Raw genomic sequence first — 21,672 nt, forward strand, 5'->3', positions numbered from 1 at the left:
CCAAGCCCACCGCCAACAACCACAACACCCGAGACCACACCAAGCCCACCGCCAACAACCACAACACCCGAGACCACACCAAGCCCACCGCCAACAACCACAACACCCGAGACCACACCAAGCCCACCGCCAACAGCCACAACACCCGAGATCGCGGAGGCCGGTCGTGACCCGTAGGAACCGGTGCCTGTGCGTGACGCGCGGCTGCGGAGGTGGGCGGTGACCTGGGTGGCCGGGGTGGACAGCTCGACTCAGGCCTGCAAAGTCGTGGTGTGCGAGGCGGATTCGGGAGTCGTGGTGGCGCAGGGGCGGGCGTCGCATCCCGAGGGGACCGAAGTGCGCGCCGAGGCGTGGTGGGAAGCACTGCGGTCCGCGAGTGACGGGCTGCTCGACCGGGTCGAGGCCATTGCCGTCGCGGGCCAGCAGCACGGACTGGTCGCGTTGGACGAGGAGGGGCAGCCGGTCCGAGATGCCCTGTTGTGGAACGACACCCGCTCCGCCGGGGCCGCCGCCGACCTGATCGCCGAGTTCGGGGGGCCGCGCGCGTGGGCGGACGCGGTGGGCAGCGTCCCGGTCGCCGCCCTCACCGTCGCGAAGCTGCGCTGGCTGGCCGACCACGAACCCGCGCGGGCCGATCGCACCCACCTCGTCCTGTTGCCGCACGACTACCTGACCTGGCGGTTGTGCGGTGCGCGGGCCGAACCCACGACCGATCGCGGTGACGCCTCCGGGACCGGATACTGGTCGCCGTCGACCGCCGAGTATCGCGAAGACCTACTGGCACTGGCATTTCGGGGCAGGACGCCGCGACTGCCGCGGGTGCTGGAGCCGAACGCCGTGGCGGGCCACACGCCGCAGGGTGTTCCGGTCGCCGCGGGCACCGGCGACAACGCCGGTGCGGCGCTGGGGCTCGGGATCGGGCCCGGCGAGGTGGTCGTCTCGCTCGGCACCAGCGGCACCGTGTTCGCGCGAACCGGGACGCCGAGCGCCGACCCCTTCGGCGCTGTAGCCGGATTCGCCAGTGCGACAGGCGATTTCCTACCCCTGGTGTGCACCTTGAACGCGGCCCGGGTGCTCGGCTCGAGCGCCGATCTGCTCGGTGTCGCGCGCAGCGAACTCGAGACCCTGGCGGAGCGTAGCGAACCGGGCGCGGCGGGATTGACCCTGCTGCCCTACCTGACCGGCGAGCGCACCCCGAACCTCCCGCACGCCACCGGCACACTGCACGGCCTGCGACCGGACACCATGCGCCCCACCCATCTCGCCCGTGCCGCCTACGAGGGTATGCTCTGCAACCTGGCCGACGCGCTCGACCACCTGCGCGCCACCGGCGCCCCGATCCAGCGGGTCCTGCTGATCGGCGGCGCTGCCCGCTCCCAGCTGGTCCGCACCCTGGCCCCCCAGATCTTCGACACTGCCGTCACGGTTCCCGAACCCGCCGAGTATGTCGCCCTCGGCGCTGCCCGTCAGGCCGCCTGGTCCCTGACCAGCACCCCGAATCCCCCCGCCTGGCCACGCACCGCAGCCACAGAACTCCCCCGCCCCCACGACAATTCAACCGGCCTACGCATACGCGCCCAGTACGCCGACGCCCGGACCCGACAATACGGCCGAGCCGACGAGTGAGCCCCGCACGACCCGCGCCGACGGGAGACGCCCCACGCCGCCGGTACCCCCCCACCCCCACCCCCACCCAAAGCCCAGCTCCCCGGAATCGGTCCGCAACTCACCCCACCGATCGTCCCCCGCGAAACCACCCTCGAACCGCCCATCCCCAAAAACCTCGCCATCCACAATCGGCGGAGCTGGAAAGTGGGACATGACGGTGGCATTTCGCGAGAAGCCCCCACAGCGATGTCCCACTTCACCCCACGATCGCGGGGGTGGGGGCCAGGTGAGGCTTCCGGGAGCGGCCGGCGCCGATGAGTTTGGCGCGGGCGGGTCGTCAGAACTCGGGACGAGGTGTCATCGACTGGGAGGAGTGCAGGTGAGTGAGACCGGGATACGGGCGGCGATCGAGGCGGAGCGCAGTGATCTGGGCGACGTGCTGGCCGGACTGAGGGAGGCCGACTGGGACCGGCCGACGCTGTGCGCGGGGTGGCGGGTGCGCGAAACCGTCGCCCACATCACCATGGCGTATCGGATGTCGCTGCCGCGGTTCGCCCTGGAGATGGTCAAGGCACGCGGTAATTTCGATCGGATGGCCGACCGGGTGGCGCGCCGGGAGGCGGCGGAGATCTCGGCGGCGGAATTCCTGCGGTGCGTCCGCGACAACGTCACCCATCCGTGGAAGCCGCCGGGCGGCGGCTACGCGGGCGCGCTGGCGCACGACATCATCCACGGCCTGGACATCACGGTGGGCCTGGGCTTGGATCGCCAGGTGCCACACGAGCACCTGCGGATCGTGCTCGCCGACCAATCCCCCAGGAGCATCGCGTATTTCGGCGTCGACCTGGAGGGCATCGAACTGCGCGCCGACGATATGGACTTCGGCTACGGCTCGGGCGAGCCGCTCACCGGCCACGCCCAGGACCTGCTGCTGGTGCAGTGCGGTCGCAAGCTTCCGCCCGGTCGCCTCCAGGGCGCGGCGGCGCACCGGTTCACGGCCTGAACGGCGGGTGCCGTCACCGGCACCCGCCGTGGCTCAGCCCACCAGTTTGGCGCGCAGCGCGTCGATCGTGGCCGAATCGACCCCGAGCCCGTCGCTCAGGTACTTCTCGAACGATCCGTAGGACTGCCGGGTCTGGTCGAAGAACGCCTCCAGGTAATCCCGCTGCACTCCGACCAGGGGCACGAACAGCTCGCGGTCCTTGATCAGCCCACGCGACTCCAATCCGGTCAGCAGCGCCTCGTTCTTGGCGGCCAGATTGTCGTTGGAGTCCAGGAAATCCTGGTAGATCTGGCCTTTCGCGACACCGAGCGCTTCCATGACGATGCCGGTCAGCACGCCGGTGCGGTCCTTGCCGGCGGTGCAGTGGTAGAGGATCGGCGCCGGCGCGGTGGCGATACCGCGCAGCGCCGTGGCGAATTGGTTGCGCGCGGTCGCGTCGGTGACGAACCAGCGGTAGTAGGTGCGCATGATCTCGGCGGCCTTGCCGTCGCCGAGCGCCTCCTGCTGCCTGTCCGGTCCGGCGCCGATCAGGCCGGTGACCATCAGGTAGAAGTCATCGGCGGGATCGTAGATCGGCAGTTCGGTGCGTTTGATCGAGGCGGGTAGCTTGTCCGGCGCGGCCGACACCTCGGCCGGGCTGCGCAGGTCGATGGCCTCGGTGATCTTCAGACCGGCCAGCGCGGCCTGCTCGCCGGCGTCGATGGTGTCCAGCGCGTCGGCCCGGAAGACCTGGCCGAACTTCAGTTTGCCGCCGCCGGTGACGGGATAGCCGCCGATATCGCGGGCGTTGGGCGCGTGCGCCAGCCCCAGCGGCCGATCGGCACCGCCGGGTGCCCGAAGCACCGGTACGGCGGCCGAATCCGCCAGCGCCGCAGGCGTATTCAGCGGTAGCAGGCCGACGAGCAGGACAGCGGACGCGGCGACGGTGCCGCGCAGTGCGCGCGAGTATTTCACGAGCGGGTTCCTTTCCATCATGAGCCGCTGACGCGGACCCAAGCACTAGGCCAGTCGGGTCACCGTGCCGGCGGCGCCGTCCACCCGGACGCGCTGCCCGTCGGCGAGACCGGTGGTCGCGGTCTTGGTGTCGACGACGCAGGGAATGCCGAATTCCCGGGCGACGATCGCGGCATGCGAGGCCGACCCGCCGATATCGGTGATCACGGCGGCCGCGTAGGCGAACATGGCGGTGTGGCCGGTATCGGTGACCGCGGCGACCAGGATGTCGCCGGGCTCGATGTCGTCGTCCAGGCCGAGCACGAGTTTCACCCGGCCCTCGACCACGCCGGGGCACACGCCGATACCGGTGAGTGTCTCCCCGTCGGCGAGCGCGCCCGCGTCGGGAACCGGTTCCCAGTGTCCGGCAACGACATCGGGCATCCGGACGCCCTTCAGGCGGTCGCGTTCGGCGCGGCGGCGTGCGACGACATCGGCCACCTCGGCGGGTGGGCCGAAGATCTCGTCCAGGGTGAGGAAGCAGACATCCTCGGTCGCGCGCAGGACGCCCGCGTCGACCAGGCGGGCGCCGCGCTCGCGCACCGCCAGGCGCAGGCAGTGGTTGATCCGCACCACGGCGTCGCGGGCGCGCTCCCGCGCGACGGTGGCGCCCGCGGCCATCCGCGCGGTGCGCCCGGGCGCGGCGTCGACGGGTTCCCGTTTGGGCGCGGGCAATTCGGCGGCGCGGGCGGCGGCGGTGACCAGCAGGGCGGGCTTGTCGCCGAAGGTCGGGTTGATCAGTTCGCACTCGCCGGGCCCACGGTGCGCGATCGCGGACAGCTCCGAGTCCAGGGCGGCGGCGAAGGCCGCCGAGTGCGCGCGGGCCGCGTCCAGGTCGCCGGCGCGGGCCAGCTCCCGCAGCGCCGGATCGGCGCGACAGAACTCGGCCAGCCGCTCCACCGCGAGCATCGGTTTGGCCGATTCCAGCCGGTGCAGGTCGATCGGTACCTCACCCGCGTTCTTGCCGCGCGCGTGGATCGCGGTGGCGGCGCCGGTCATCATGACGCCGATCGAGGCCGCCTGCCAGGCCTGGTACAGCCGATCCCGCCACAGCAGGGCGCGCACGTGCAGCCGCTCGTCGTCGAGTTCGCGAATCGCCTCGGCGGTCAGGGCTTCCGCTTTCGCGGCCGCGTTGATCAGTTCCGCGGTAGCGGCGAAGCGCCGTGCCGTCGCGATCACCCGGGAGGTGGCGCGCCAGGTCCCCGCGACGCTGCCCAGCCCGGTCGGCATGGGCGGTTTGCCGTGCGGGGTGAGCGGGATCTCGTCCGGGATATTGCCGTAGGCGTCGCGCCGGATGCTCTCCTCGTCCCAGCCCGGCATGTTCTCCGCGGCCAGCACGCCGATCGAGGCGTTGATGTAGATGTGGTGACCGAGCACGGTGGTGACGCGACTCGTCCAGTGCTCCAGCGCGATTCCCTCCAGGGCGATCATGGCGCCCATGGCCTCGTTGGCCAGGCGGATGGCGCCCGCGTGTAGATCGATGGTGAGTGGGGTGAGCGGTCCCGGCAGCGCTTCGGAGGTGTTGGTGGCGGTGTGCACCGGATAGCGCGGGTCGACCCGGTCGTCGAATTCGCCTTCCAGCCCCTCGGGCGCGACATCGATCAGCTCGTGCTGGTCGGAGGTCTGGGCGCGGGCGGGAATCACGTGGCCGGGCAACGGAATCGCGCCGCGCCGGGTGCGGAAGCCGCCACCCGCCGGCGCGCGGCCGACCAGGCCGCGCACCAGATCGGCAGCGACCTCGTGCGCGGTCCATCCGCAGCGGAAGCCCCATTCACGCTGGGCCACCCCGGGATTCAGCAGCAGCCCCGGTTTCGACCAGGCCGGCACCCAAGCCGAGTACCGGACGCCCTTGTCCCGCATGAGTTCTCGCAACTGCGCCGTGGTGACCACGCCCGGTGCGGCCAATTCGACCACGCCGGAACGCGGTGCGGTCGCGGCCAGCACCAGGAAGCGTTCCAGATCGTCGGTGTGCAGCAGCTGGCAGCCGTCGGCCGCGCGTGCGCCGAGCAGCGGTTCCAGGGCACGCCGGGTCTGGTGCCCGATCCGCCGCCCCGCGAGCGGCGCGGTGCGCACCAGCAGATGCCGCGCACCCGAGGCCTCGAGCGCGCGCACGATCTCCGTCTCGGGGACACCCGCCGATCGCGCGCCCGCGACCACGGGGACGATCAGCTGCGCACCCGCGGCGCGAGCTGCCGCGGCCGGCGCGGACACCGCGGGTCCGGCCAGGTGGATCACCGTGTCGCAGCCCGCCACGACCGTGGCGCAGACCGCCGGATCGGCCGGGTCGCCCGCCGTGAACCGCACCCGCGGGTCCACGAAGCGATGCCACCGCCGGTCCAGGCCTACCACCTCGTGCCCGGCGGCCAGCAGCATGCGCGCCACGGCCCGACCGCTGGGCTCGGTGACTCCGGTGATCAGGATCCGCAGCCGACCCGCCGCACCCATGAATCTGTCTCCTCACTGGCGCACGCTGACGAAAGTGACGCCGTTCACACACTGTCGCGAGTGCGCCCCGCGGTGACCGACTCCAGTCCCACTCAGCGGTCGGACGTCTCTGGCCAGCGAGATGGGGTCGGCGTCGGCCGGACGCGCACAGCGAATCTGGGACGTATGAGCGAGCACCATGCCCCGGACCGGTTCGACCTCGAGACCGAGGTCCTGGTGGTCGGGTACGGATGTGCCGGAGCCGCGGCGGCATTCGAAGCCGCGACGGCCGGGGCCGAGGTCCTGGTGCTCGAGAAGGCGGGCGGGGCGGGCGGCTCCTCGGCGCTGTCCGGCGGCGAGATCTACCTGGGCGGCGGCACCCCGATCCAGCGGGCGTGCGGCTTCGAGGACGACCCCGAACAGATGGCGGCCTTTCTGCGCGCCGCACTCGGGCCGGGCTCCGACGAGGCGAAGCTCCAGCGTTACTGCGCGGACAGCGTCGATCATTTCCACTGGCTCCGCGCGCGCGGCGTGCCGTTCCAGCCCACGCTGTGGGACGCGCCGACCTGGGTGCCGCCCACCGACGACGGTCTCATGTGGCTGGGTGAGAACAGCTGGCCGTTCACCGGACTCGCCACCCCGGCGCCACGCGGACATCGGCCCGCCGCAGCGGATTTCGGCGGCCGTATGCTGATGGAGCTGCTGGTCGCGGCCGCCGAATCCGCCGGTGCCGCAGCACAGTTCGACACCTCCGTGACGAGTCTCGTCCTCGCCGAGGACGGTTCGGTCATCGGCGTGCGGGCCCGCCGCTACGGAACGGAGTTCGCGATCCGCGCCCGGCGCGGTGTCGTGCTCACCACCGGCGGCTTCGTCGACAACGACGCCATGCTGGCGGCGCACGCGCCCCGCCTGCTCGGGCACACCAAGGTCAGCGGCGGCGGGGACGACGGCAGCGGCATCCGGATGGCACAGGCGATCGGGGCCGCGGTCCGGCATATGGCCACCGGTCAGGTCGGCATCTCGCTGATTCCGGGTTTCGCCGCGCGCGGCATGGTGGTCAACGGGCGCGGCCAGCGCTTCGTCACCGAGGACACCTATCCCGGCCGGATCGGCCAGGCTGCCCTGTTCCGCCAGGACCTCGAGGTCTGGGTGATTCTCGACGAACAGGGCTACGAGGAGGTCCCCGAGCCGCAGCGCTGGGGCGTGCGGCCCACGCACGTCGCCGAGACCGCCGAGGAGCTCGGCGATCTGCTCGGCCTCCCGCCGGGTTCGCTGGCTGCCACGCTGGCGCGCTACAACGAATTCGCCTCGGCCGGAACCGATCCCGACTTCCACAAGGCCGCGCGCTGGTTGCGCCCGCTCACACCGCCGCTGGCCGCCATCGATATCCGGGCCGGCGTCCGGCCACCCGGCCAGGCCGCCGCCCGGCGCGGCACCGGAGCATCGGTCTTCACCCTGGGCGGCCTGCACACCACGCCGGACGGCGAGGTCCTCGACCTCGGCGGCGATCCCATCCCGGGCCTCTACGCCGCCGGTCGCGCCGCGTCCGGCCTGCACGGCGAGGGTTACATCAGCGGCACCTCGCTCGGCGACGGCACCTATTTCGGCCGTCTCGCCGGAACTCGCGCCGCCCACCGGTTCCGATCATCGGGACTGCCGGCCACCGCAGACGACGATTCGGCATAGCGTCGGTGAATCGGCACGGTACCGCGCCTCGGGTGCGCGATTCTGAGAGTGCCGACTTCTCATTCCCGGACCTACGCAGGAGGACGCCCGCCATGACCAACAAGGTGCTCGATCGGGTGCGGGATCTGCTGCCGGCGATCCGGGAGCGGGCCGCCGAGACCGACCAGCAGCGGCAGGTGCCCGTGCAGAGCATCCGGGAACTGCGCGAGGCGGGTGTGTTCCGCATGCTCCAGCCGTCGCGCTTCGGCGGCGACGAGGCCTCGCCGGTGGCGTTCTACGAGGTCATCCGGGCGATCGCGGCGGCCTGCCCGTCGACCGGGTGGGTGTCGTCGGTCCTGGGTGTGCATCCGTGGCAGCTGGCGCTGTTCCCGCTCCGGGCGCAGGAAGACGTGTGGGGCACCGACCCCGACACGCTCGTCTCCTCCTCCTACGCGCCCACCGGCAAGCTGACGCCGGTCGAGGGTGGATACGAGGTCAGCGGCCGCTGGAGCTTCTCCTCCGGCTGCGCGCATGCCGAATGGGTCTTCCTCGGCGCGCTCGCGCCGGACGAGAACGGCAATCCCGGTGTCTACCTGACGATCCTGGTCCCGCGCGCCGACTACGAGATCGACGACGTGTGGCATGTGGTCGGCCTCTCGGGTACCGGCAGCAACGACATCGTCATCGACAAGGCCTTCGTCCCGCACCACCGCGCCTACAGCGCCGCCGAGCAGTCGCAGCTGCGCGGCCCCGGCCAGGAAGCCAATCCCGCGGCGCTGTACCGGATTCCGTTCGCGTCGGTCTTCTCCAACACCATCGTCGCACCCATCATCGGGGCCGCCGAGGGCGCCTACGCGGCCCATATCGAACGCATGCGGGACCGGGTGCGCCTGTCCTACGGCGGGCAGAAGGTGGCCGACGACGGTTTCGCGCAGGTCCGGGTGGCGCGCGCCGCGTCCGAGATCGACGCCGCGATCCTGCAGATGGAACGCAATATCGCCGATCTGCTGCGCTATGCCGAAGCGGGCGAGGAGATTCCGGCCCGGCTGCGCCTGCGCACCCGCCGCGACCAGGTGCGCGGCACCGAACGTTGCATCCAGGCGATCGAGTTGCTCTTCGACAACTCCGGTGGGCACTCCATTCGCAAACCCAATCCGATCGAACGGCACTGGCGCGACGCGCACGCCGGGAGCGTGCACGTCATCAACGATGTCGAGCGGGCGCTGGCCATGTTCGGCCGCGGCGAGTTCGGGATCACCGTCGAAGACCGGATGATCTGATGCCGACCGCGGAGTCGACCTCCCGCTCGGTCACCGTCGACGGGCTGAAACTGCGCTTCCACGAGGCCGGTTCGGGCCCGCCGCTGGTGCTGCTGCACGGGTCGGGGCCGGGGGTCTCGGGCTGGGCCAACTTCGGCGCGAACCTGCCCGAGCTGGCGCGGCACTTCCGGTGCCTGATCCTGGATCAGCCGGGATTCGGCGCCAGCGAGCGCCCGGATGTCTACGAGCGCAACTATTTACGAATCGCCGCGGACGCCGTAGTCGGCCTGCTGGACGAGCTGGAGCTGCCCAGCGCGCACCTGCTCGGCAATTCGATGGGCGGCGCGGTCGCGACCCTGGTGGCGCTCGAGCATCCGGGTCGGGTGGATCGGCTGGTGCTCATGGCGCCCGGCGGCGTGGGCGTCAACGTCCTGGGACCCGAACCGTCCGAGGGGATCCGGCGGCTGCTCGACTTCACCGCCGACCCGACCCGGGACCGGGTCCTGGACTGGCTGCGCACCATGGTGTTCGACCCGGAGGTGCTCACCGACGAACTGGTGGATACCCGGTTGCGCACCGCCGCCGATCCGGCCGCCATCGCCGCCCTGCGCGACGCCTACGCCACCTTCGCCGATCCCGCACTGGCCGAACCGATTCCGCTGTGGGCCCGGCTGCGCGGACTGCGGCACGAGGTGCTGATGCTGTGGGGCCGCGACGACCGCGTCACACCGGTGGAAGGCGCGCTGCTGCCGTCGCGGCAGCTGCCGAACGCGGATCTGCGGCTCTTCGGCCGCTGCGGACACTGGGTGCAGGTGGAACGCAAAGCGGCCTTCGAACGCACGGTGATCGACTTCCTCGGCCACGGGCTGCGCTGAGGTACTCGCTCGGGTTAGGGTCGGCCGATGACGTGGACGGCCCCCGAGATCGATCGCCGCGAACCACCGTTCGCCGGTGACGAGCGCACCCAGCTACAAGCATTCCTGGACTACCACCGCGATACCCTGCTCTGGAAATGCGCTGGGCTCACCGGCGAGCAACTTCGCACCCGGGCCGTACCCACCTCCAACATCACCCTGCTGGGCTTGCTGCGGCACATGGCCGACGTGGAACGGGGATGGTTCCGGGTCACCGCCGCGGGCAAGAGCCTGAGTCCGGTGTACGACTACAGCACGGACCCCGACGCCGACTTCAACGCGATCGAAACCGCCGACGCCGCACGCGATTACGCCCGCTACCGGGACGAGCTCGCCAAGTGCGACGCGGCGGTCGCGGAGATCGCGCTGGATGCCGAATTCCCGCATCCGCGCCCGGATCGGCCGGATATGTACACCTTGCGCTGGGTGTATCTGCACATGCTCGAGGAGTACGCGCGCCACAACGGGCATGCCGATCTGCTGCGCGAGGCGATCGACGGCGTGACCGGGGAGTAGCTCAGCGCAGGTTCGCGATCGCCCAGCCCGCGATCTGGGTTCGCGAGGTGAACCCGAGCTTGGTCAGGATGTGGTCGATGTGGCTTTCGGCGGTGCGCACCGAGATGACCAGATCGGTCGCGATCCGCTTGTTGCTGTGCCCGGCGGCGACCAGGCGGGCGACATCCTTCTCCCGGCGCGTAAGCACATCCGCCGCAACGGCTTCGGGCGCCATGACCGCGGCGGGCTCGGGTTCGAGTTCGAGCGCGAAACGCATGGCCTCGTCCAGCGGCAAGGCGGCGCCTCCGTCGAAGGCCGCCTGGAACTCCCGCTCCCCCAGGGCCTGTGCCACCCGGACACGGACCGTGTCGCCGACCGCCTCGGTCATGGCGTGCGCGAGGCGCTGGGTACTCCCCTGCCGGACCGCGACCGCCGCGCCCATCAGGCGAGCCGCGCGCGCATGGTCGCCCTGTGCCGCGGCGACCCAGGCCAGGCCGTCGAAACCCGAGGCGGTCCACACGCAGCGGTCGAACAGGCGGAACTGCTCGAGCGCCCGGCGCAGATCCGCGGTCGCGCTGTCCAGATCGCCGTTTCGCCAGTGGTCGGTACCCGTGGCCCAGAGGGCAAGTCCGCCGAGTAGATGCGAACCGTGCTCGGCGGCCCGCGTCCGGAATCGCCGCGCGATCTCGGTGGCACGCGCATCCGCCAGCACCAGCGCGCACACGTAGCCGAAGGCCAGGCTCTCCATCTCCACGCCGTGGTGCGCGCACGCCGCGCCTTCGGCCGCGCCGACGACCGCGATATCGAGCGCGCCGGACGGGTCGCCGGTGGCGAAGGTCAGCAGCGCGGACAGCAACCGGTGCTCGACGAGCACCTCCGTCGCGTCCAATTCCGTTGCCAGCGCCAAACATTCGTCCGCGAACCGGTTCGCCTCGGCGATGTCGGACAGCATGGCGGCGATCACCGAGGCGGCGGCCAGAGCCCGGGCGCGGGCGACGCTGCGCCCTCGATCCTTGGCCAGTGCCTCGCCGAGCCAGCGATAACCTTCGAGCAGGAATCGATAGTGCTCCCAGAACGGCCGCAGTTCGTTCGCGATCTCCAGCGCGCGATGCGCGCCCTCCGGGTCGGCGAGCGAGAATTGCAGCGCCGCACGCAGATTCGGATGCTCGCGGGTGACCTCGCGGAACCAGTCGGCGTCACGGCTGCCCCAGTAGTCGGTGCGCCCGCGATGAGCCAGCAGATAGTAGTGCTCGCGATGGCGGAGCCGCACCGCGCGCTCGCCGCCGTGCGCCGCCAGCTCGGCCAGCGCGAACTGCCGCAGCGGCTCCAACATGGTGTAGCGGCCGGTGCCGTCGCCCTCGGGCCGGTAGGTCAGCACCGACTTCTCCACCAGCCCGGTCAGCGAATCCACCAGGACCGCGGGCAGCGGCAGGTGACAGACGGCCTCGGCCGCGTCCAGGTCGAACCCGCCGGCGAACACCGACAGTTGTTCCCAGAGCCGCTGCTCGTCGGGCGTGCACAGGTCATAGCTCCAGCGAATGGCCGCCTCCAGCGTCTGCTGGCGGCGCGGTGCGGTGCGCAGCCCGGTGGTCAGCAGTTTCATCGCGTCGTCGAGGCGGGCCAGGACCTGCTCGGGCGTGAATATCCGCAGGCGCAACGCGGCCAGTTCCAGCGCCAGCGGAATCCCGTCCAGGCGGCGGCAGATGGCGGCCAGCGCACCCCGATTGGCGTCGGTGACCCGGAATTCGGAATTGGCGGCCGTCGCGCGTTCGATCAGCAGCCGCAGTGCGTCACTGGCGCCGGTTCCGTGTTCGCCGACCGTGTCGTCGTCGGCGGGGACGGCCAGCGGCGGCACCGGCAGGATCTGCTCACCGTCCACCCCGAGCGGTTCGCGGCTGGTCGCCAGGATTCGAATCTCGCTGGTGGCGGGGATGATCCGACTGGCCAGCTCGGCGCAGGCATCGATCAGGTGTTCGCAGTTGTCCAGGATAAGCAGCAGGTGCTTGTCGGCCAGAAAGTCGGTGAGCCCGGCCAGCGGGGCGCTGGTGTCGTCGCGCAGCCCGAGCGTGCTCGCGACACTCGACGCGACCAGTTCCCCGTCGTGCACGTGCGCGACCTCGACCAGCCACACACCGTTCGGGAAAGCCCGGCGCACGGCCGCGCCGACCTGCCGCGACAGCCGCGTCTTCCCGACGCCGCCCGGACCGGTGAGAGTCAGCAGGCGGGTGCTCGACAGCAGCGCCTTGGCCGCGGCCACCTCGCCGCCACGCCCGACGAAGCTCGTCACCTCCGCCGGAAGGTTTCCTCGCACGTGCCGCACCACGCCGATTACCTTCGCACGCCCGGCCGACATCTCGGGCATTTTGCCCGAAGATGCCGGCCGGAAATTACCCGACCTAACGACCAGTGGCCGTCTCCGGATACGCCGCCGCGAACAGCTCACGCAGTTCCGCGGCGGTGACCTCGCGACCGGTCGCGTCGGTGTGCTCCTGCACCCGGCGGGCGAAGTCGACCTGCACCTCGCGCGGCAGGTCCAGCCCGTATTCGGTTTCCAGCAGGTAGGCGATGCCGCCCTTGCCGGATTGCGAATTCACCCGGATGACCGCCTCGTAGGTGCGCCCGATATCGGCCGGATCGATCGGCAGATACGGCACCCGCCACTCGAGCTCGCGCTCCGCGACGCCGGTGGCGGCGGCGCGGGCCCGATGCTCGGCGAGGCCCTTGCGAATGGCGTCCTGGTGCGTCCCCGAGAACGCGGTGTGCACCATTTCGCCCACGTACGGGTGCCGCGGCGGGATCGGCAGCCGGGTGCAGTACTCCACGGTGCGGCGGATCTCGTCGATATCGGAGAAATCGATCATCGGGTCCACGCCCTGCGCGTGCAGGTTCAGCGCCAGGGTCGCGATATCGACATTGCCGGTGCGCTCGCCGTTGCCGAAGACACAGCCCTCCACACGCTGCGCGCCGGCGAGCACGGCCAGTTCGGCGCAGGCGATCCCGGTACCGCGGTCGTTGTGCGGGTGCACCGACAGGACGACACCGTCGCGACGGGCCAGGTTCCGGTGCATGTACTCGATCTGATCGGCGTACACGTTGGGCGTGGCCACCTCCACTGTCGCGGGCAGATTGAGGGTGACCGGGCGATCCGGCGTGGCGTCCCACAGCGCGGTCACGCCGTCGCAGATCTCGAGCACATAGTCCGGTTCGGTCAGGTTGAACACCTCGGGCGAGAACTGGAAGCGCACGGTGGGCAGGTGCCCGGCCAGTTCGAGAATGTCGCGCGCGCCCGCCCGGATCAACTCGGCCACCGCGTCGATATCCTTGCCCAGCACCGTGTTCCGCCACTCCGGCGCGGTGGCGGTGTACAGATGGATGACGACGTCGTTGCCGATCCCGCGCACCGATTCCACGGTGCGCTCGATCAGATCCCGCCGGGCCGGGGTGAAGACCACGATGGTGACGTCCGGTGGGGCCAGTTCGGTTTCGGCGAGCAGGCGGACGAAATCGAAATCGGTCCGGGAGGCCGAGGGATAGCCGACCTCGATCTCCTTGTAGCCCATGGCCACCAGGAGTTCGAAGAATCGGCGCTTGCGGAGCGGGTCCATCGGCTCGGCCAATGCCTGGTTACCGTCGCGCAGGTCGACGGGCACCCACAGCGGCGCCTGGGTTATTCGGGCGTCGGGCCAATTCCGCTGGGTGAGTGGTACATCCACGCGGTCGAAGACATTGCGGTAACGGTGCGAGGGCATCCGCGAGGGACGCTGGCGGTACCAGGGAAAGTCGCTCATCTGCTTCCTGTCACAAGAAGGGTGACCGGCCACGACGCTGCCCCACGGCGGGCGGCCGGTCGGTCAGGCCCCGCCGTGGCGGCTAAGCAGAAGCATGGTGCGCATGATTGCTAGACTCTACACAACTCCTCAGACAAGTAGAGAGGTGGAGATGGTCGCCCAGGTTCGCCGCCACCCACTGGCGGCACAGACGTCCGAGTTGCTGCTCGGCCGGATTCAGCGTGGCGAGTGGGCACTCGGACACCGCCTACCAGGCGAGACGACACTCGCCGCGCAACTCGGCGTCGGCCGCTCGACCTTGCGCGAGGCCATCCGCGAGCTCGCCGGCAAGGGCGTGCTCGACAGCCGTCAGGGCGCGGGCGTCTACGTCATCGCACTCGATGTGGCCGAGGAGTGGGACGCGGTGCTGCGCCGGGCCACCATCGCCTCGGTGATCGAGGCGCGGATCGCCATCGAGGCCGAAGCCGCCGCCCTGGCCGCTCAGCGCCGCACACCCGCCGATCTGCGCGCCATCCGACGCACCCTGGCCGCCCGCGAGGCGCACGGCGAGCCGGTCGACGCGCACGTGGACGCCGATATGGCCTTCCACCGCGCGGTCATCGTCGCCGCGCACAACGATGTGCTGACCCAGCTCTTCGACAGCTTCCTCCCCCGGCTGCGGATCGCCATGATCGACATGCTGAGACTGCAGCCCGTCGCCGACGCCACCGATCACGATGCCCACATTCGCCTGGCCGACGCCATCGCGCACCGAAACCCTTCCGGCGCCGCGGAATCGAGCCGCGCGCACCTGACCGAACTGAAGGCGGCCTTCTCGTGACACCCGTGCTCGAACTCGACACCGTGACCTTCCGCCGCGACGGAAACCAGATCCTGCACGGCATTTCGCTGACCGTGCGGCCCGGCGAGCGGTGGGCGCTGCTCGGCCCCAACGGCGCGGGCAAGAGCACCCTGCTCGGCTTCTGCGGCGCGGTCACCTTTCCCAGCTCCGGCACCGTGCACGTGCTCGGCGAACAGATGGGCAAGGTCGAACTCGCGCGCCTGCGCCGCAGTATCGGGCACGTCAATCCGCGCCACCCCCTGCGCTATCCGCTCACCGTCCGCGAGGTCGTGCTCACCGGGCTCACCGCCACCATCGACACCCCGATGCGCTGGACTCCCACCGCCGACGACCTGGCCCGCGCCGACGCCATGATCGACACCATCGGCCTGGCCGCCAAGGCCGCCGGCACCTGGCCCACCCTCTCCCAGGGAGAACGCGGCCGCACCCTGATCGCCCGCGCGCTCATCGCCGAACCGCGGCTGCTGCTGTTCGACGAACCGGCCACCGGTCTGGACCTGGCCGCCCGCGAGCAACTGCTGCACACCCTGGACCGCCTGGCCGATTCCCCCGTCGCCTCGATCCTGGTGACCCACCACCTCGAGGAACTTCCGACCAGCACGACCCACGCGCTGCTCATCGCCGACGGCCGCACGGTCGCCGCGGGCCCGGCCCGCGAGGTGATCACCACCGAAACCGTCAGCGCCGCTTTCGATCACCCCGTCGAGGTCCGCTACGACCGGGGCCGCTGGTCGGCCCGGGCGCACACCGAACCGCTCGCGGCGCTGCGCTGACCGTTCAGCGCGCGGACCGCGCCTCGGCTTCGGCCAGCTCCTTCAGTGTGCGCAACTGCTTGCGCATCATCAGCAGATCCCCGAACGACAAGGCGTGGAACGCGATTCGAGGCACCCGCCAGCGCAAGCGCACGTGCAGCCGGGTACCGGCCTCCTCCGAGCGGATGGCATAGGTGACGGCGAGATTGCCCGAGGTCATGGTGAGGTGGCCGTCGGGCACGAACGAGTGCAGCCGGAAGGCGAACATGAAGCGTTGTCCCGCTTCGAGTTCGGTGAGCTCCGGATCGCGGCGGGTGGGGCTGCGGCGTCCGAGGTTGTCGATCAGGTCGTAGCTGTAGGGCGCGACGCGAAGCTGGCAGAGCCAGCCGAACACCACGCCGAGCGGGGCGTCGATACTGATCGCACGATCCGCCTGCTGCCCGAGCGGTTGCAGTTCGTCGCAGGGCAGGGACAATTCCCGCTCGGCCTCGGCGGCGCCCCACACCACCCCCGGGATCATGCCGCTACTCTGGTGTGTTCGTCGATATAGGGCAACCGCTCCATATAGAAGGAACGTACTAGTAGTGGCACCACCCCGCAAGCATGATTCGGATGTGATCCTCGACGCCGCGCGCACTCTCGTATTGAGCGAGGGCCCGCGGGCGGCGAGCGTCGCCGCCATCGCGGCGGCCAGCGGCGCGCCCGTCGGCACGCTGTATCACCGCTTCGGCAATCGCAACGGCGTACTGACCGCGGCCTGGTTGCGCGCACTCGGCCGGTTCCAGGCGGGCGCGCTCGCCGCCGCAGGCACACCGGATCCGGTCGAGGCGGGCGTCGCCATGGTGCGCGCGTCGATCCGCTTCGGCCGCGAATTACCCGAGGACGCCAGGCTGCTGCTCAGCCTGCGTCCCAGCGATCTGCTCGACGGCGGCCCCGACGACGCCTTCCAGGCCCGGCTGGCCACGATGAACGCACCACTGATCGAGCAGCTGCGCCGTATCGCCCGCGAACTCACCGGCCGCGACGGCGACCGCGAGATCGACGCGGTCGGCCGCGCCGTGGTCGACCTGCCCTATGCCGCCCTGCGCCGGCACGCCCACGCGGCGAGGCTGCCCGACTGGCTGGACGAGGACATCGCCGAGGCCGCGCGCACCCTGCTCGGGTCCTGCCGTCGCTGATCGCGCGTCAGGCCCCTTCATCGACCAGCGCGGGGCGCAGTTCGTCCAGATTGTCGATGACGTGGGCGGCCAGGGCGGCGGCATCCGGGTCGAGCGGATACTCCGGCCGGGGCGCGGCGATCACCCGCATGCCCGCCGCATGTGCGGCGCGGATGCCGTTGCTCGAATCCTCCACGGCCGCACAGTCGGTCGACTTCTTACGCAGGAAGGCCGCGACCGCGACATACACATCGGGCGCCGGTTTGCCCCGGTCCACCTCCTCGGTGGAGAAGGTCACGTCGAAGAACTCGATCAGGCCGGTGCGGCCGAGGACGGTATTGATCAGAGTGCGCGGCGAGGAGCTGGCGACCCCGAGCGGCCAGTTCTCGCTCATGCGCTGGACCGCCGCGACGGCGCCGGGCAGCAGCGGCACGGCCTGGTCGTAGTGGGCGGCCATGCGCTCGATCACCTCGTCGGCGACGCTGTCCGGGGTCCCGCCGACGCCGAGTTCACCGCTGAGGTAGGCCGACCATTCGCCGGTGCTCATGCCCATCAGCCGCTTCTGCGTATCCGGTAGCCACTGCCCGCCCTTCTCGGCGACGTAGTCGCGCCGCACCCGTTCCCACACGGGTTCGGAGTCGATCAGGATGCCGTCCATGTCGAAGACGACCGCCGTAATACGCATCGGGACAAAGCCTTTCGCCTGCCATGAGCACGCGGGAACGGTGCTCGCGTGGGTTTTCGCGCCGAGACCTGCGGAACAATCGGCTACCAAGACTAAGGGCCGGGCCTGCGGCAGCGCCCGAGGGGCCGCCCGCGGCCTCGGGCGCAACCCTCCTCCGGGCGCGAGCGTCCAGCGAGCAACCAATAACATGTTCTATATGAGTGAACTGCGCCCGGGCACCGACCCGACCGGCCCCGGCCCCGCGCTGCCCAGCGAGGAGCACCACGAGGGCGGGTTCCGGCCGATGGTGGAGGCGATCGACGCGGAACTGGCCAGCGGCGGCGCCCCGCGCGGCGGACCGCACTACGGCGAGTTGATCGAACAGGTGCGCACCGTAATGGACCGGGCTCGCCTGCTCAGCCCCACCGACGACCTTGCCCTCGAGGCAATCGACACACTGACCAAACTCAACGACCGGCTCGCCGCCGCGACGGTCACCGAATGGTCCTCGCCCACCTGGACCCGGCACGATCTGCCCGGCCGCGGCAACATCACGCTGCCGCCGTTCCGGATCGAGTCCGCCGATCGCGACGGCGTGCACGCGCGCATCACCTTCCGCACCTTCCACCTCGGTGGCAACAATGCGGCACACGGCGGCCACATCTCCCTCGGCTTCGACGACCTCATGGGTATGGCCGCCGCCGTACACACCGGCTCGGTGACCCGAACGGCGTCACTGACCGTCGACTACCGCTCGGTCACCCCGCTGAACACCGAGCTGCGCCTGCACGCCTGGGCCGAACGCCAGGACGGCCGCAAGGTCTACCTGCGCGCCACCCTGCACGACGGCGACCGCCTGTGCGCCGAAGCGCACGGCCTGTTCATCGTCCTGAAGCCGGGTCAGCAGTAACGTCCGCCCGCATCGGGCCGGACGCTCGCTCACCGGCCCGGGTAGTGCGCCTCCCGATACCGCGCGAACCGCGCGTCGACCTGCTCGGCGGTGAGGCCGAAGTCGTCGAGGGTGTACTTGTGGACCGGACGTGCTGCGCCCGAAGTACTTTCGGCATGCAGCGCGGTCATGGCCGCGCCGGCCCGCTCGCTCAGATCCAGGCCGAAGTGATGGTAGATCGAGCCGACCATGCCGATCGGATCGGCGACGAAGTCCTCGTAGTAGACATCGCAGAACTGCGCCGGGTTGTAACGCTTGCGATCGACGAGGAAACGGTCGGCGCCGCGCGCCCACAGGTCCAGCTGGGTGGCGCCCACGACCGGGCCGCGGAACTTCTCCGACCAGCCGTCGGTGGCCTGCTCGTTGAGGCTGCACACCGAGGCGATGATAGTGCGCGGGTCGCGGTGCATCTGGATGATCAGCGCGTCCGGGTACACCGCCATGATCGCGTCCAGCGCGAACAGATGGCTCGGATTCTTCAGCACCCAGCGGCGATTCGCGTCCGGCAGGCCGATCAGCTGGAGATTGCGCCGGTGCCGCCGGTAGGCGTCGGTCCAGTCCTGCTCGGCCAGCCACTGCGAATAGCTCGGCAGATAGGCCAGGCACTCGTAGGACACCGACAGCGCCGACTGCCGCAGCAGCTGCCAGCACTCCTCCACCTGATCCGCCGAAATATGGTGCACGCCCATGAATTCCGGATGCTCGACATGATGCTGCTCGTAGGCGGCGGCCAGCCGCTGATACACCGGGTTCTGCGCCCAGGTCTCGCGCGGCGGGCGCGGCTGCGGGAATTCGGTCAGCCACATCTCCAGCCCCTGATGCGCCGGGTCGGCGTTGAGCAGCCGGTGCACCGCCGTCGTGCCCGAGCGCGGCAGGCCGGTGACGAAGATCGGGCGTTCGATCGCGACCTGCTCGTGCTCCGGAAAGCGTTGCCAGGCGGACTCGCTGAGCAGTCGGGCGATCAGCGCGCCGCGCAGGAACGCCCGATTCACCTTGTTGCCGAAGGGGGTCAGCTCGGCGTCCTCGGTCAGGGACTTCAGCAGCACCCCCAAACCCTCGCGGTAGCCGGGATCGCCGAAATCGTCCAGGCCGACGACCTTGGTCGCCGAGGCGTGCAGGTCATCCAGGGTGCCGACATCGGGTCGACCGATCATCTGGGTTCTCCTCAGAACTTCTAGTGGTGGTATTCGCCGCAGTTGACGTCCAGGCACTGCCCGGTGATCGCCCGTGCCATGGGCGAGGCCAGGAAGACGACGGCGTCCGCGATCTCGTCGGGCTCGGGCAGTTTGCGCAGATCGAGCGTTTTGGCGGTGTCGGCGTACACCTCCTCCGGGGTGATGCCGCGCTTCTGCGCCAGGTAGTCGAAGTACATCTTCAGGTTCTCGGCCCAGATATACCCGGGCGCAACCGAATTCACTCGGATGCCCTGCGGCCCGAGTTCGGTGGCCAGGCTCTGCGCCATCGCCAGCAGGCTCGTCTTGGCCATCTTGTACGGGCCGAACGGGCGGCGCGAGTGCCGCAGCACCGCCGAGTTGATCATCACGACCGAGCCATTCGATTCCGCCAGAGCGGGGGCGAAGGAGCGCGTCATTCGCAGGGCCGCAAGTACATTGGTTTCGAAGGCGGCGCGCAGCTGGTCCAGGTCCACCTGGGCGAGGTCGGCCATCGGCGGCATGGCGAAGGCGTTGTTGACCAGCGCGTCGACCCGGCCGAACTCCGCCTGCGCCGCCGCCACCAGATTCGCTACGGCCGCCTCGTCGTCGATATCGGTCGGCACCGGCAGCGCCCGGCGGCCCAGGCCCTTGATCTCCTCGGCCACCTCGAGCAACCGGGATTCGGTGCGGGATGCCACGACCACGTCCGCGCCCGCCCGCGCGCATTGCACCGCGATCGCCCGGCCCAGCCCCGGGCCGATGCCCGAGACCACAACCACCTTGTCCTGCAACAACATCAGCCCTGCATCCTCTCCGCGACCGCCACCTGCCGTGCCGCGATCCGCGCGCGCCACTGCTCGGGCGTGATCCGGGCCTCCTCGTAGAACGGCAGCCGCTGCGCGATCTCCTCGACCGAGACCACCTCCACGGTCGGTCCGTCCTCGGGCTTCATCTCCCGTGCGACTCGCTGCCAGCGGAACTGCACATACCCGCGATCGTGCCCGGTGCGCTCGATCCAGTTGGCCAGACCGGGATTCCGTTCGCTGACCACCAGCCGGATCTTGCCGTCCGGGTCGACGTGCGCCTGATCTGCGGTGAGGCTGGTCTGGTGGTTGATGTAGTCCAGCGACAGGTACCACATGCTGCCGAGCTGGAACCCCTGGTAGGGCGCGTCGGATTTCGGCACGGTGATGATCAGCGCCTGATCGTCGTCGAGCTCGTAGTGCCCGGCCGAGGAGTACTGGGTGGACAGCCCGCCCGGGGTGAGCCGGGGTTCGGTCATCGTATTGACCGGCAGGTTCAGATAGAACCACTTCGGGAAGGCCAGGAAGGTATTGAGCCGGGACACCAGCATCTTGCCGGCCACGCCGTAGCGCTTGGTCAGCAGATCCTTGGTCAGCGGCGGCGGCGCGTCGCCGATCTTGTCGACCCGCTGGATCCGGATGGTGCCCGGCCGCTCGGTGGCCCAGTCGCTGAAGACCTCCCGCACCACCAGCATGGCCGCGTCCGCGCCCAGCTGGACGTAGCCGGGGCGCGGCACGCCCGGACCGAAGCGGATCTCGTAGCTGCCGTCGGCGGCGATGTCGAGGTCGCGATCGTCGAACGCGGTGAGGCTGTCGGGCACGTCGACCGGCGAGTAGTCGCCGTTGAGCACCTGGAAGCTCAGGTCGCGGGTCGTGCCTCGACTGCCGGTGACCACGTATTCCGCGTCCGGGCGCAGGTAGGCGTGGAAGTACAGGGTGTCCGGATTGTCCAGGCCCATCTTCGTGTACGGCCCGGTGGACTGGACGAAGAACGGGAAGTCGCGCTCGTAGGCCCAGGCCATCTGGAGCGAAGCGCGGATACTGCCCGCGAGGTAGTCGAAGCCCTCGATCAGGTCCTGCTCGGTGCGGATGTGTGGTGCGCTGGTGATGATCTGCTCGGCCGCGGCGATCGCGGCGGCAAACGGCTGGGTCAGCGAGGCAGGCTCGGTCAAGGGCATCTCCAGTGTTCCAATAATGTACCGC

General features: G+C 70.2%; 18 protein-coding genes and 1 pseudogene. 10 read left to right on the forward strand and 9 right to left on the reverse strand.

Annotated features, from left to right (window positions below):
* Window positions 1-219 precede the first annotated feature (219 nt).
* Window positions 220-1,626, forward strand: coding sequence for a xylulokinase (gene xylB / locus ACFVMC_RS25340; protein ID WP_379214722.1), 1,407 nt, complete (start codon window positions 220-222; stop codon window positions 1,624-1,626).
* Window positions 1,627-1,987: 361 nt separating this feature from the next.
* Entirely contained in the window at window positions 1,988-2,611 is a 624-nt protein-coding gene (locus ACFVMC_RS25345; protein WP_379214170.1) for a maleylpyruvate isomerase family mycothiol-dependent enzyme, read from the forward strand.
* A 33-nt stretch (window positions 2,612-2,644) separates the two neighbouring features.
* On the opposite strand, the gene ACFVMC_RS25350 is transcribed toward ACFVMC_RS25345, so the two are convergent.
* Window positions 2,645-3,565, reverse strand: coding sequence for a tyrosine-protein phosphatase (locus ACFVMC_RS25350; protein WP_379214172.1), 921 nt, complete (start codon window positions 3,563-3,565; stop codon window positions 2,645-2,647).
* A gap of 45 nt (window positions 3,566-3,610) precedes the next feature.
* Window positions 3,611-6,049 (reverse strand): PEP-utilizing enzyme, encoded by a 2,439-nt coding sequence (locus ACFVMC_RS25355; protein WP_379214174.1) that lies wholly within the window; start codon window positions 6,047-6,049, stop codon window positions 3,611-3,613.
* 165 nt (window positions 6,050-6,214) lie between these two features.
* On the opposite strand from ACFVMC_RS25355, the gene ACFVMC_RS25360 reads away from it, so the two are divergent.
* The 4 genes from ACFVMC_RS25360 to ACFVMC_RS25375 all read left to right on the forward strand — a co-directional run bounded on the left by ACFVMC_RS25360 (window position 6,215) and on the right by ACFVMC_RS25375 (window position 10,382).
* The gene (locus tag ACFVMC_RS25360; RefSeq protein ID WP_379214176.1) at window positions 6,215-7,714 is read left to right on the forward strand and encodes an FAD-dependent oxidoreductase; all 1,500 of its coding nucleotides are present in this window, start codon (window positions 6,215-6,217) and stop codon (window positions 7,712-7,714) included.
* A gap of 92 nt (window positions 7,715-7,806) precedes the next feature.
* Window positions 7,807-8,973, forward strand: a complete 1,167-nt coding sequence (gene hsaA, locus ACFVMC_RS25365) for a 3-hydroxy-9,10-secoandrosta-1,3,5(10)-triene-9,17-dione monooxygenase oxygenase subunit (protein ID WP_379214178.1) — start codon at window positions 7,807-7,809, stop codon at window positions 8,971-8,973.
* Window positions 8,973-9,827 (forward strand): alpha/beta fold hydrolase, encoded by an 855-nt coding sequence (locus ACFVMC_RS25370; protein ID WP_379214180.1) that lies wholly within the window; start codon window positions 8,973-8,975, stop codon window positions 9,825-9,827. Before hsaA ends, ACFVMC_RS25370 begins: the two co-directional genes overlap by 1 nt.
* Window positions 9,828-9,854: 27 nt before the next feature.
* On the forward strand, window positions 9,855-10,382 hold the full coding sequence (locus ACFVMC_RS25375; RefSeq protein ID WP_379214181.1) for a DinB family protein: 528 nt from the start codon (window positions 9,855-9,857) through the stop codon (window positions 10,380-10,382).
* Window position 10,383: 1 nt separating this feature from the next.
* Here the strand turns inward: ACFVMC_RS25375 and ACFVMC_RS25380 are convergent, their stop codons facing one another.
* Window positions 10,384-12,714 carry an ATP-binding protein gene (locus ACFVMC_RS25380; protein WP_379214183.1) on the reverse strand — a complete coding sequence of 777 codons (2,331 nt, stop codon included), beginning with the start codon at window positions 12,712-12,714 and terminating at the stop codon, window positions 10,384-10,386.
* Between the two features lie 67 nt (window positions 12,715-12,781).
* Window positions 12,782-14,110, reverse strand: a pseudogene (locus ACFVMC_RS25385) (2-isopropylmalate synthase); the annotation flags it as partial.
* Window positions 14,111-14,300: 190 nt separating this feature from the next.
* Here ACFVMC_RS25385 and ACFVMC_RS25390 point away from each other — a divergent pair.
* Together ACFVMC_RS25390 and ACFVMC_RS25395 are read left to right on the forward strand one after the other, a co-directional pair.
* Window positions 14,301-14,969 carry a FadR/GntR family transcriptional regulator gene (locus tag ACFVMC_RS25390; protein ID WP_379214184.1) on the forward strand — a complete coding sequence of 223 codons (669 nt, stop codon included), beginning with the start codon at window positions 14,301-14,303 and terminating at the stop codon, window positions 14,967-14,969.
* Entirely contained in the window at window positions 14,966-15,763 is a 798-nt protein-coding gene (locus tag ACFVMC_RS25395) for an ABC transporter ATP-binding protein (protein ID WP_379214186.1), read from the forward strand. The genes ACFVMC_RS25390 and ACFVMC_RS25395 overlap by 4 nt, the downstream gene beginning before the upstream one ends.
* 4 nt (window positions 15,764-15,767) lie before the next feature.
* Here ACFVMC_RS25395 and ACFVMC_RS25400 read toward each other — a convergent pair whose 3' ends face one another.
* Window positions 15,768-16,262 carry a hypothetical protein gene (locus ACFVMC_RS25400; protein ID WP_379214187.1) on the reverse strand — a complete coding sequence of 165 codons (495 nt, stop codon included), beginning with the start codon at window positions 16,260-16,262 and terminating at the stop codon, window positions 15,768-15,770.
* Between the two features lie 64 nt (window positions 16,263-16,326).
* On the opposite strand from ACFVMC_RS25400, the gene ACFVMC_RS25405 reads away from it, so the two are divergent.
* On the forward strand, window positions 16,327-16,920 hold the full coding sequence (locus tag ACFVMC_RS25405; protein ID WP_379214189.1) for a TetR/AcrR family transcriptional regulator: 594 nt from the start codon (window positions 16,327-16,329) through the stop codon (window positions 16,918-16,920).
* A 7-nt stretch (window positions 16,921-16,927) separates the two neighbouring features.
* Here ACFVMC_RS25405 and ACFVMC_RS25410 read toward each other — a convergent pair whose 3' ends face one another.
* Window positions 16,928-17,584: an HAD family hydrolase gene (locus ACFVMC_RS25410; RefSeq protein WP_379214191.1), complete on the reverse strand. Its 657-nt coding sequence runs from the start codon at window positions 17,582-17,584 to the stop codon at window positions 16,928-16,930.
* Window positions 17,585-17,780: 196 nt separating this feature from the next.
* On the opposite strand from ACFVMC_RS25410, the gene ACFVMC_RS25415 reads away from it, so the two are divergent.
* The gene (locus tag ACFVMC_RS25415; RefSeq protein WP_379214193.1) at window positions 17,781-18,473 is read left to right on the forward strand and encodes a PaaI family thioesterase; all 693 of its coding nucleotides are present in this window, start codon (window positions 17,781-17,783) and stop codon (window positions 18,471-18,473) included.
* A gap of 29 nt (window positions 18,474-18,502) precedes the next feature.
* On the opposite strand, the gene ACFVMC_RS25420 is transcribed toward ACFVMC_RS25415, so the two are convergent.
* Genes ACFVMC_RS25420 through ACFVMC_RS25430 form a run of 3 tightly spaced genes read right to left on the reverse strand, consistent with a single transcriptional unit; the run spans window position 18,503 to window position 21,641 of the window.
* Window positions 18,503-19,666 carry a sulfotransferase family protein gene (locus tag ACFVMC_RS25420; RefSeq protein WP_379214194.1) on the reverse strand — a complete coding sequence of 388 codons (1,164 nt, stop codon included), beginning with the start codon at window positions 19,664-19,666 and terminating at the stop codon, window positions 18,503-18,505.
* A 20-nt stretch (window positions 19,667-19,686) separates the two neighbouring features.
* The gene (locus tag ACFVMC_RS25425) at window positions 19,687-20,463 is read right to left on the reverse strand and encodes an SDR family oxidoreductase (protein WP_379214196.1); all 777 of its coding nucleotides are present in this window, start codon (window positions 20,461-20,463) and stop codon (window positions 19,687-19,689) included.
* Window positions 20,463-21,641 carry a hypothetical protein gene (locus tag ACFVMC_RS25430; RefSeq protein WP_379214198.1) on the reverse strand — a complete coding sequence of 393 codons (1,179 nt, stop codon included), beginning with the start codon at window positions 21,639-21,641 and terminating at the stop codon, window positions 20,463-20,465. The genes ACFVMC_RS25425 and ACFVMC_RS25430 overlap by 1 nt, the downstream gene beginning before the upstream one ends.
* Window positions 21,642-21,672 lie beyond the last annotated feature (31 nt).

The organism is Nocardia sp. NPDC127579 (assembly GCF_042672005.1).
Taxonomy (GTDB): domain Bacteria; phylum Actinomycetota; class Actinomycetes; order Mycobacteriales; family Mycobacteriaceae; genus Nocardia.

What these genes read in the sequence shown, in the direction of transcription:
- ACFVMC_RS25370 (WP_379214180.1), top strand. Translation starts at nt 8,973, where the DNA reads ATGCCGACCGCGGAGTCGACCTCCCGCTCGGTCACCGTCGACGGGCTG.
- ACFVMC_RS25360 (WP_379214176.1), top strand. Translation starts at nt 6,215, where the DNA reads ATGAGCGAGCACCATGCCCCGGACCGGTTCGACCTCGAGACCGAGGTC.
- ACFVMC_RS25410 (WP_379214191.1), bottom strand. Translation starts at nt 17,584, where the DNA reads ATGCGTATTACGGCGGTCGTCTTCGACATGGACGGCATCCTGATCGAC.
- ACFVMC_RS25390 (WP_379214184.1), top strand. Translation starts at nt 14,301, where the DNA reads ATGGTCGCCCAGGTTCGCCGCCACCCACTGGCGGCACAGACGTCCGAG.
- ACFVMC_RS25400 (WP_379214187.1), bottom strand. Translation starts at nt 16,262, where the DNA reads ATGATCCCGGGGGTGGTGTGGGGCGCCGCCGAGGCCGAGCGGGAATTG.
- ACFVMC_RS25420 (WP_379214194.1), bottom strand. Translation starts at nt 19,666, where the DNA reads ATGATCGGTCGACCCGATGTCGGCACCCTGGATGACCTGCACGCCTCG.
- ACFVMC_RS25375 (WP_379214181.1), top strand. Translation starts at nt 9,855, where the DNA reads ATGACGTGGACGGCCCCCGAGATCGATCGCCGCGAACCACCGTTCGCC.
- ACFVMC_RS25355 (WP_379214174.1), bottom strand. Translation starts at nt 6,049, where the DNA reads ATGGGTGCGGCGGGTCGGCTGCGGATCCTGATCACCGGAGTCACCGAG.
- ACFVMC_RS25380 (WP_379214183.1), bottom strand. Translation starts at nt 12,714, where the DNA reads ATGTCGGCCGGGCGTGCGAAGGTAATCGGCGTGGTGCGGCACGTGCGA.
- ACFVMC_RS25425 (WP_379214196.1), bottom strand. Translation starts at nt 20,463, where the DNA reads ATGTTGTTGCAGGACAAGGTGGTTGTGGTCTCGGGCATCGGCCCGGGG.
- hsaA (WP_379214178.1), top strand. Translation starts at nt 7,807, where the DNA reads ATGACCAACAAGGTGCTCGATCGGGTGCGGGATCTGCTGCCGGCGATC.
- ACFVMC_RS25415 (WP_379214193.1), top strand. Translation starts at nt 17,781, where the DNA reads ATGAGTGAACTGCGCCCGGGCACCGACCCGACCGGCCCCGGCCCCGCG.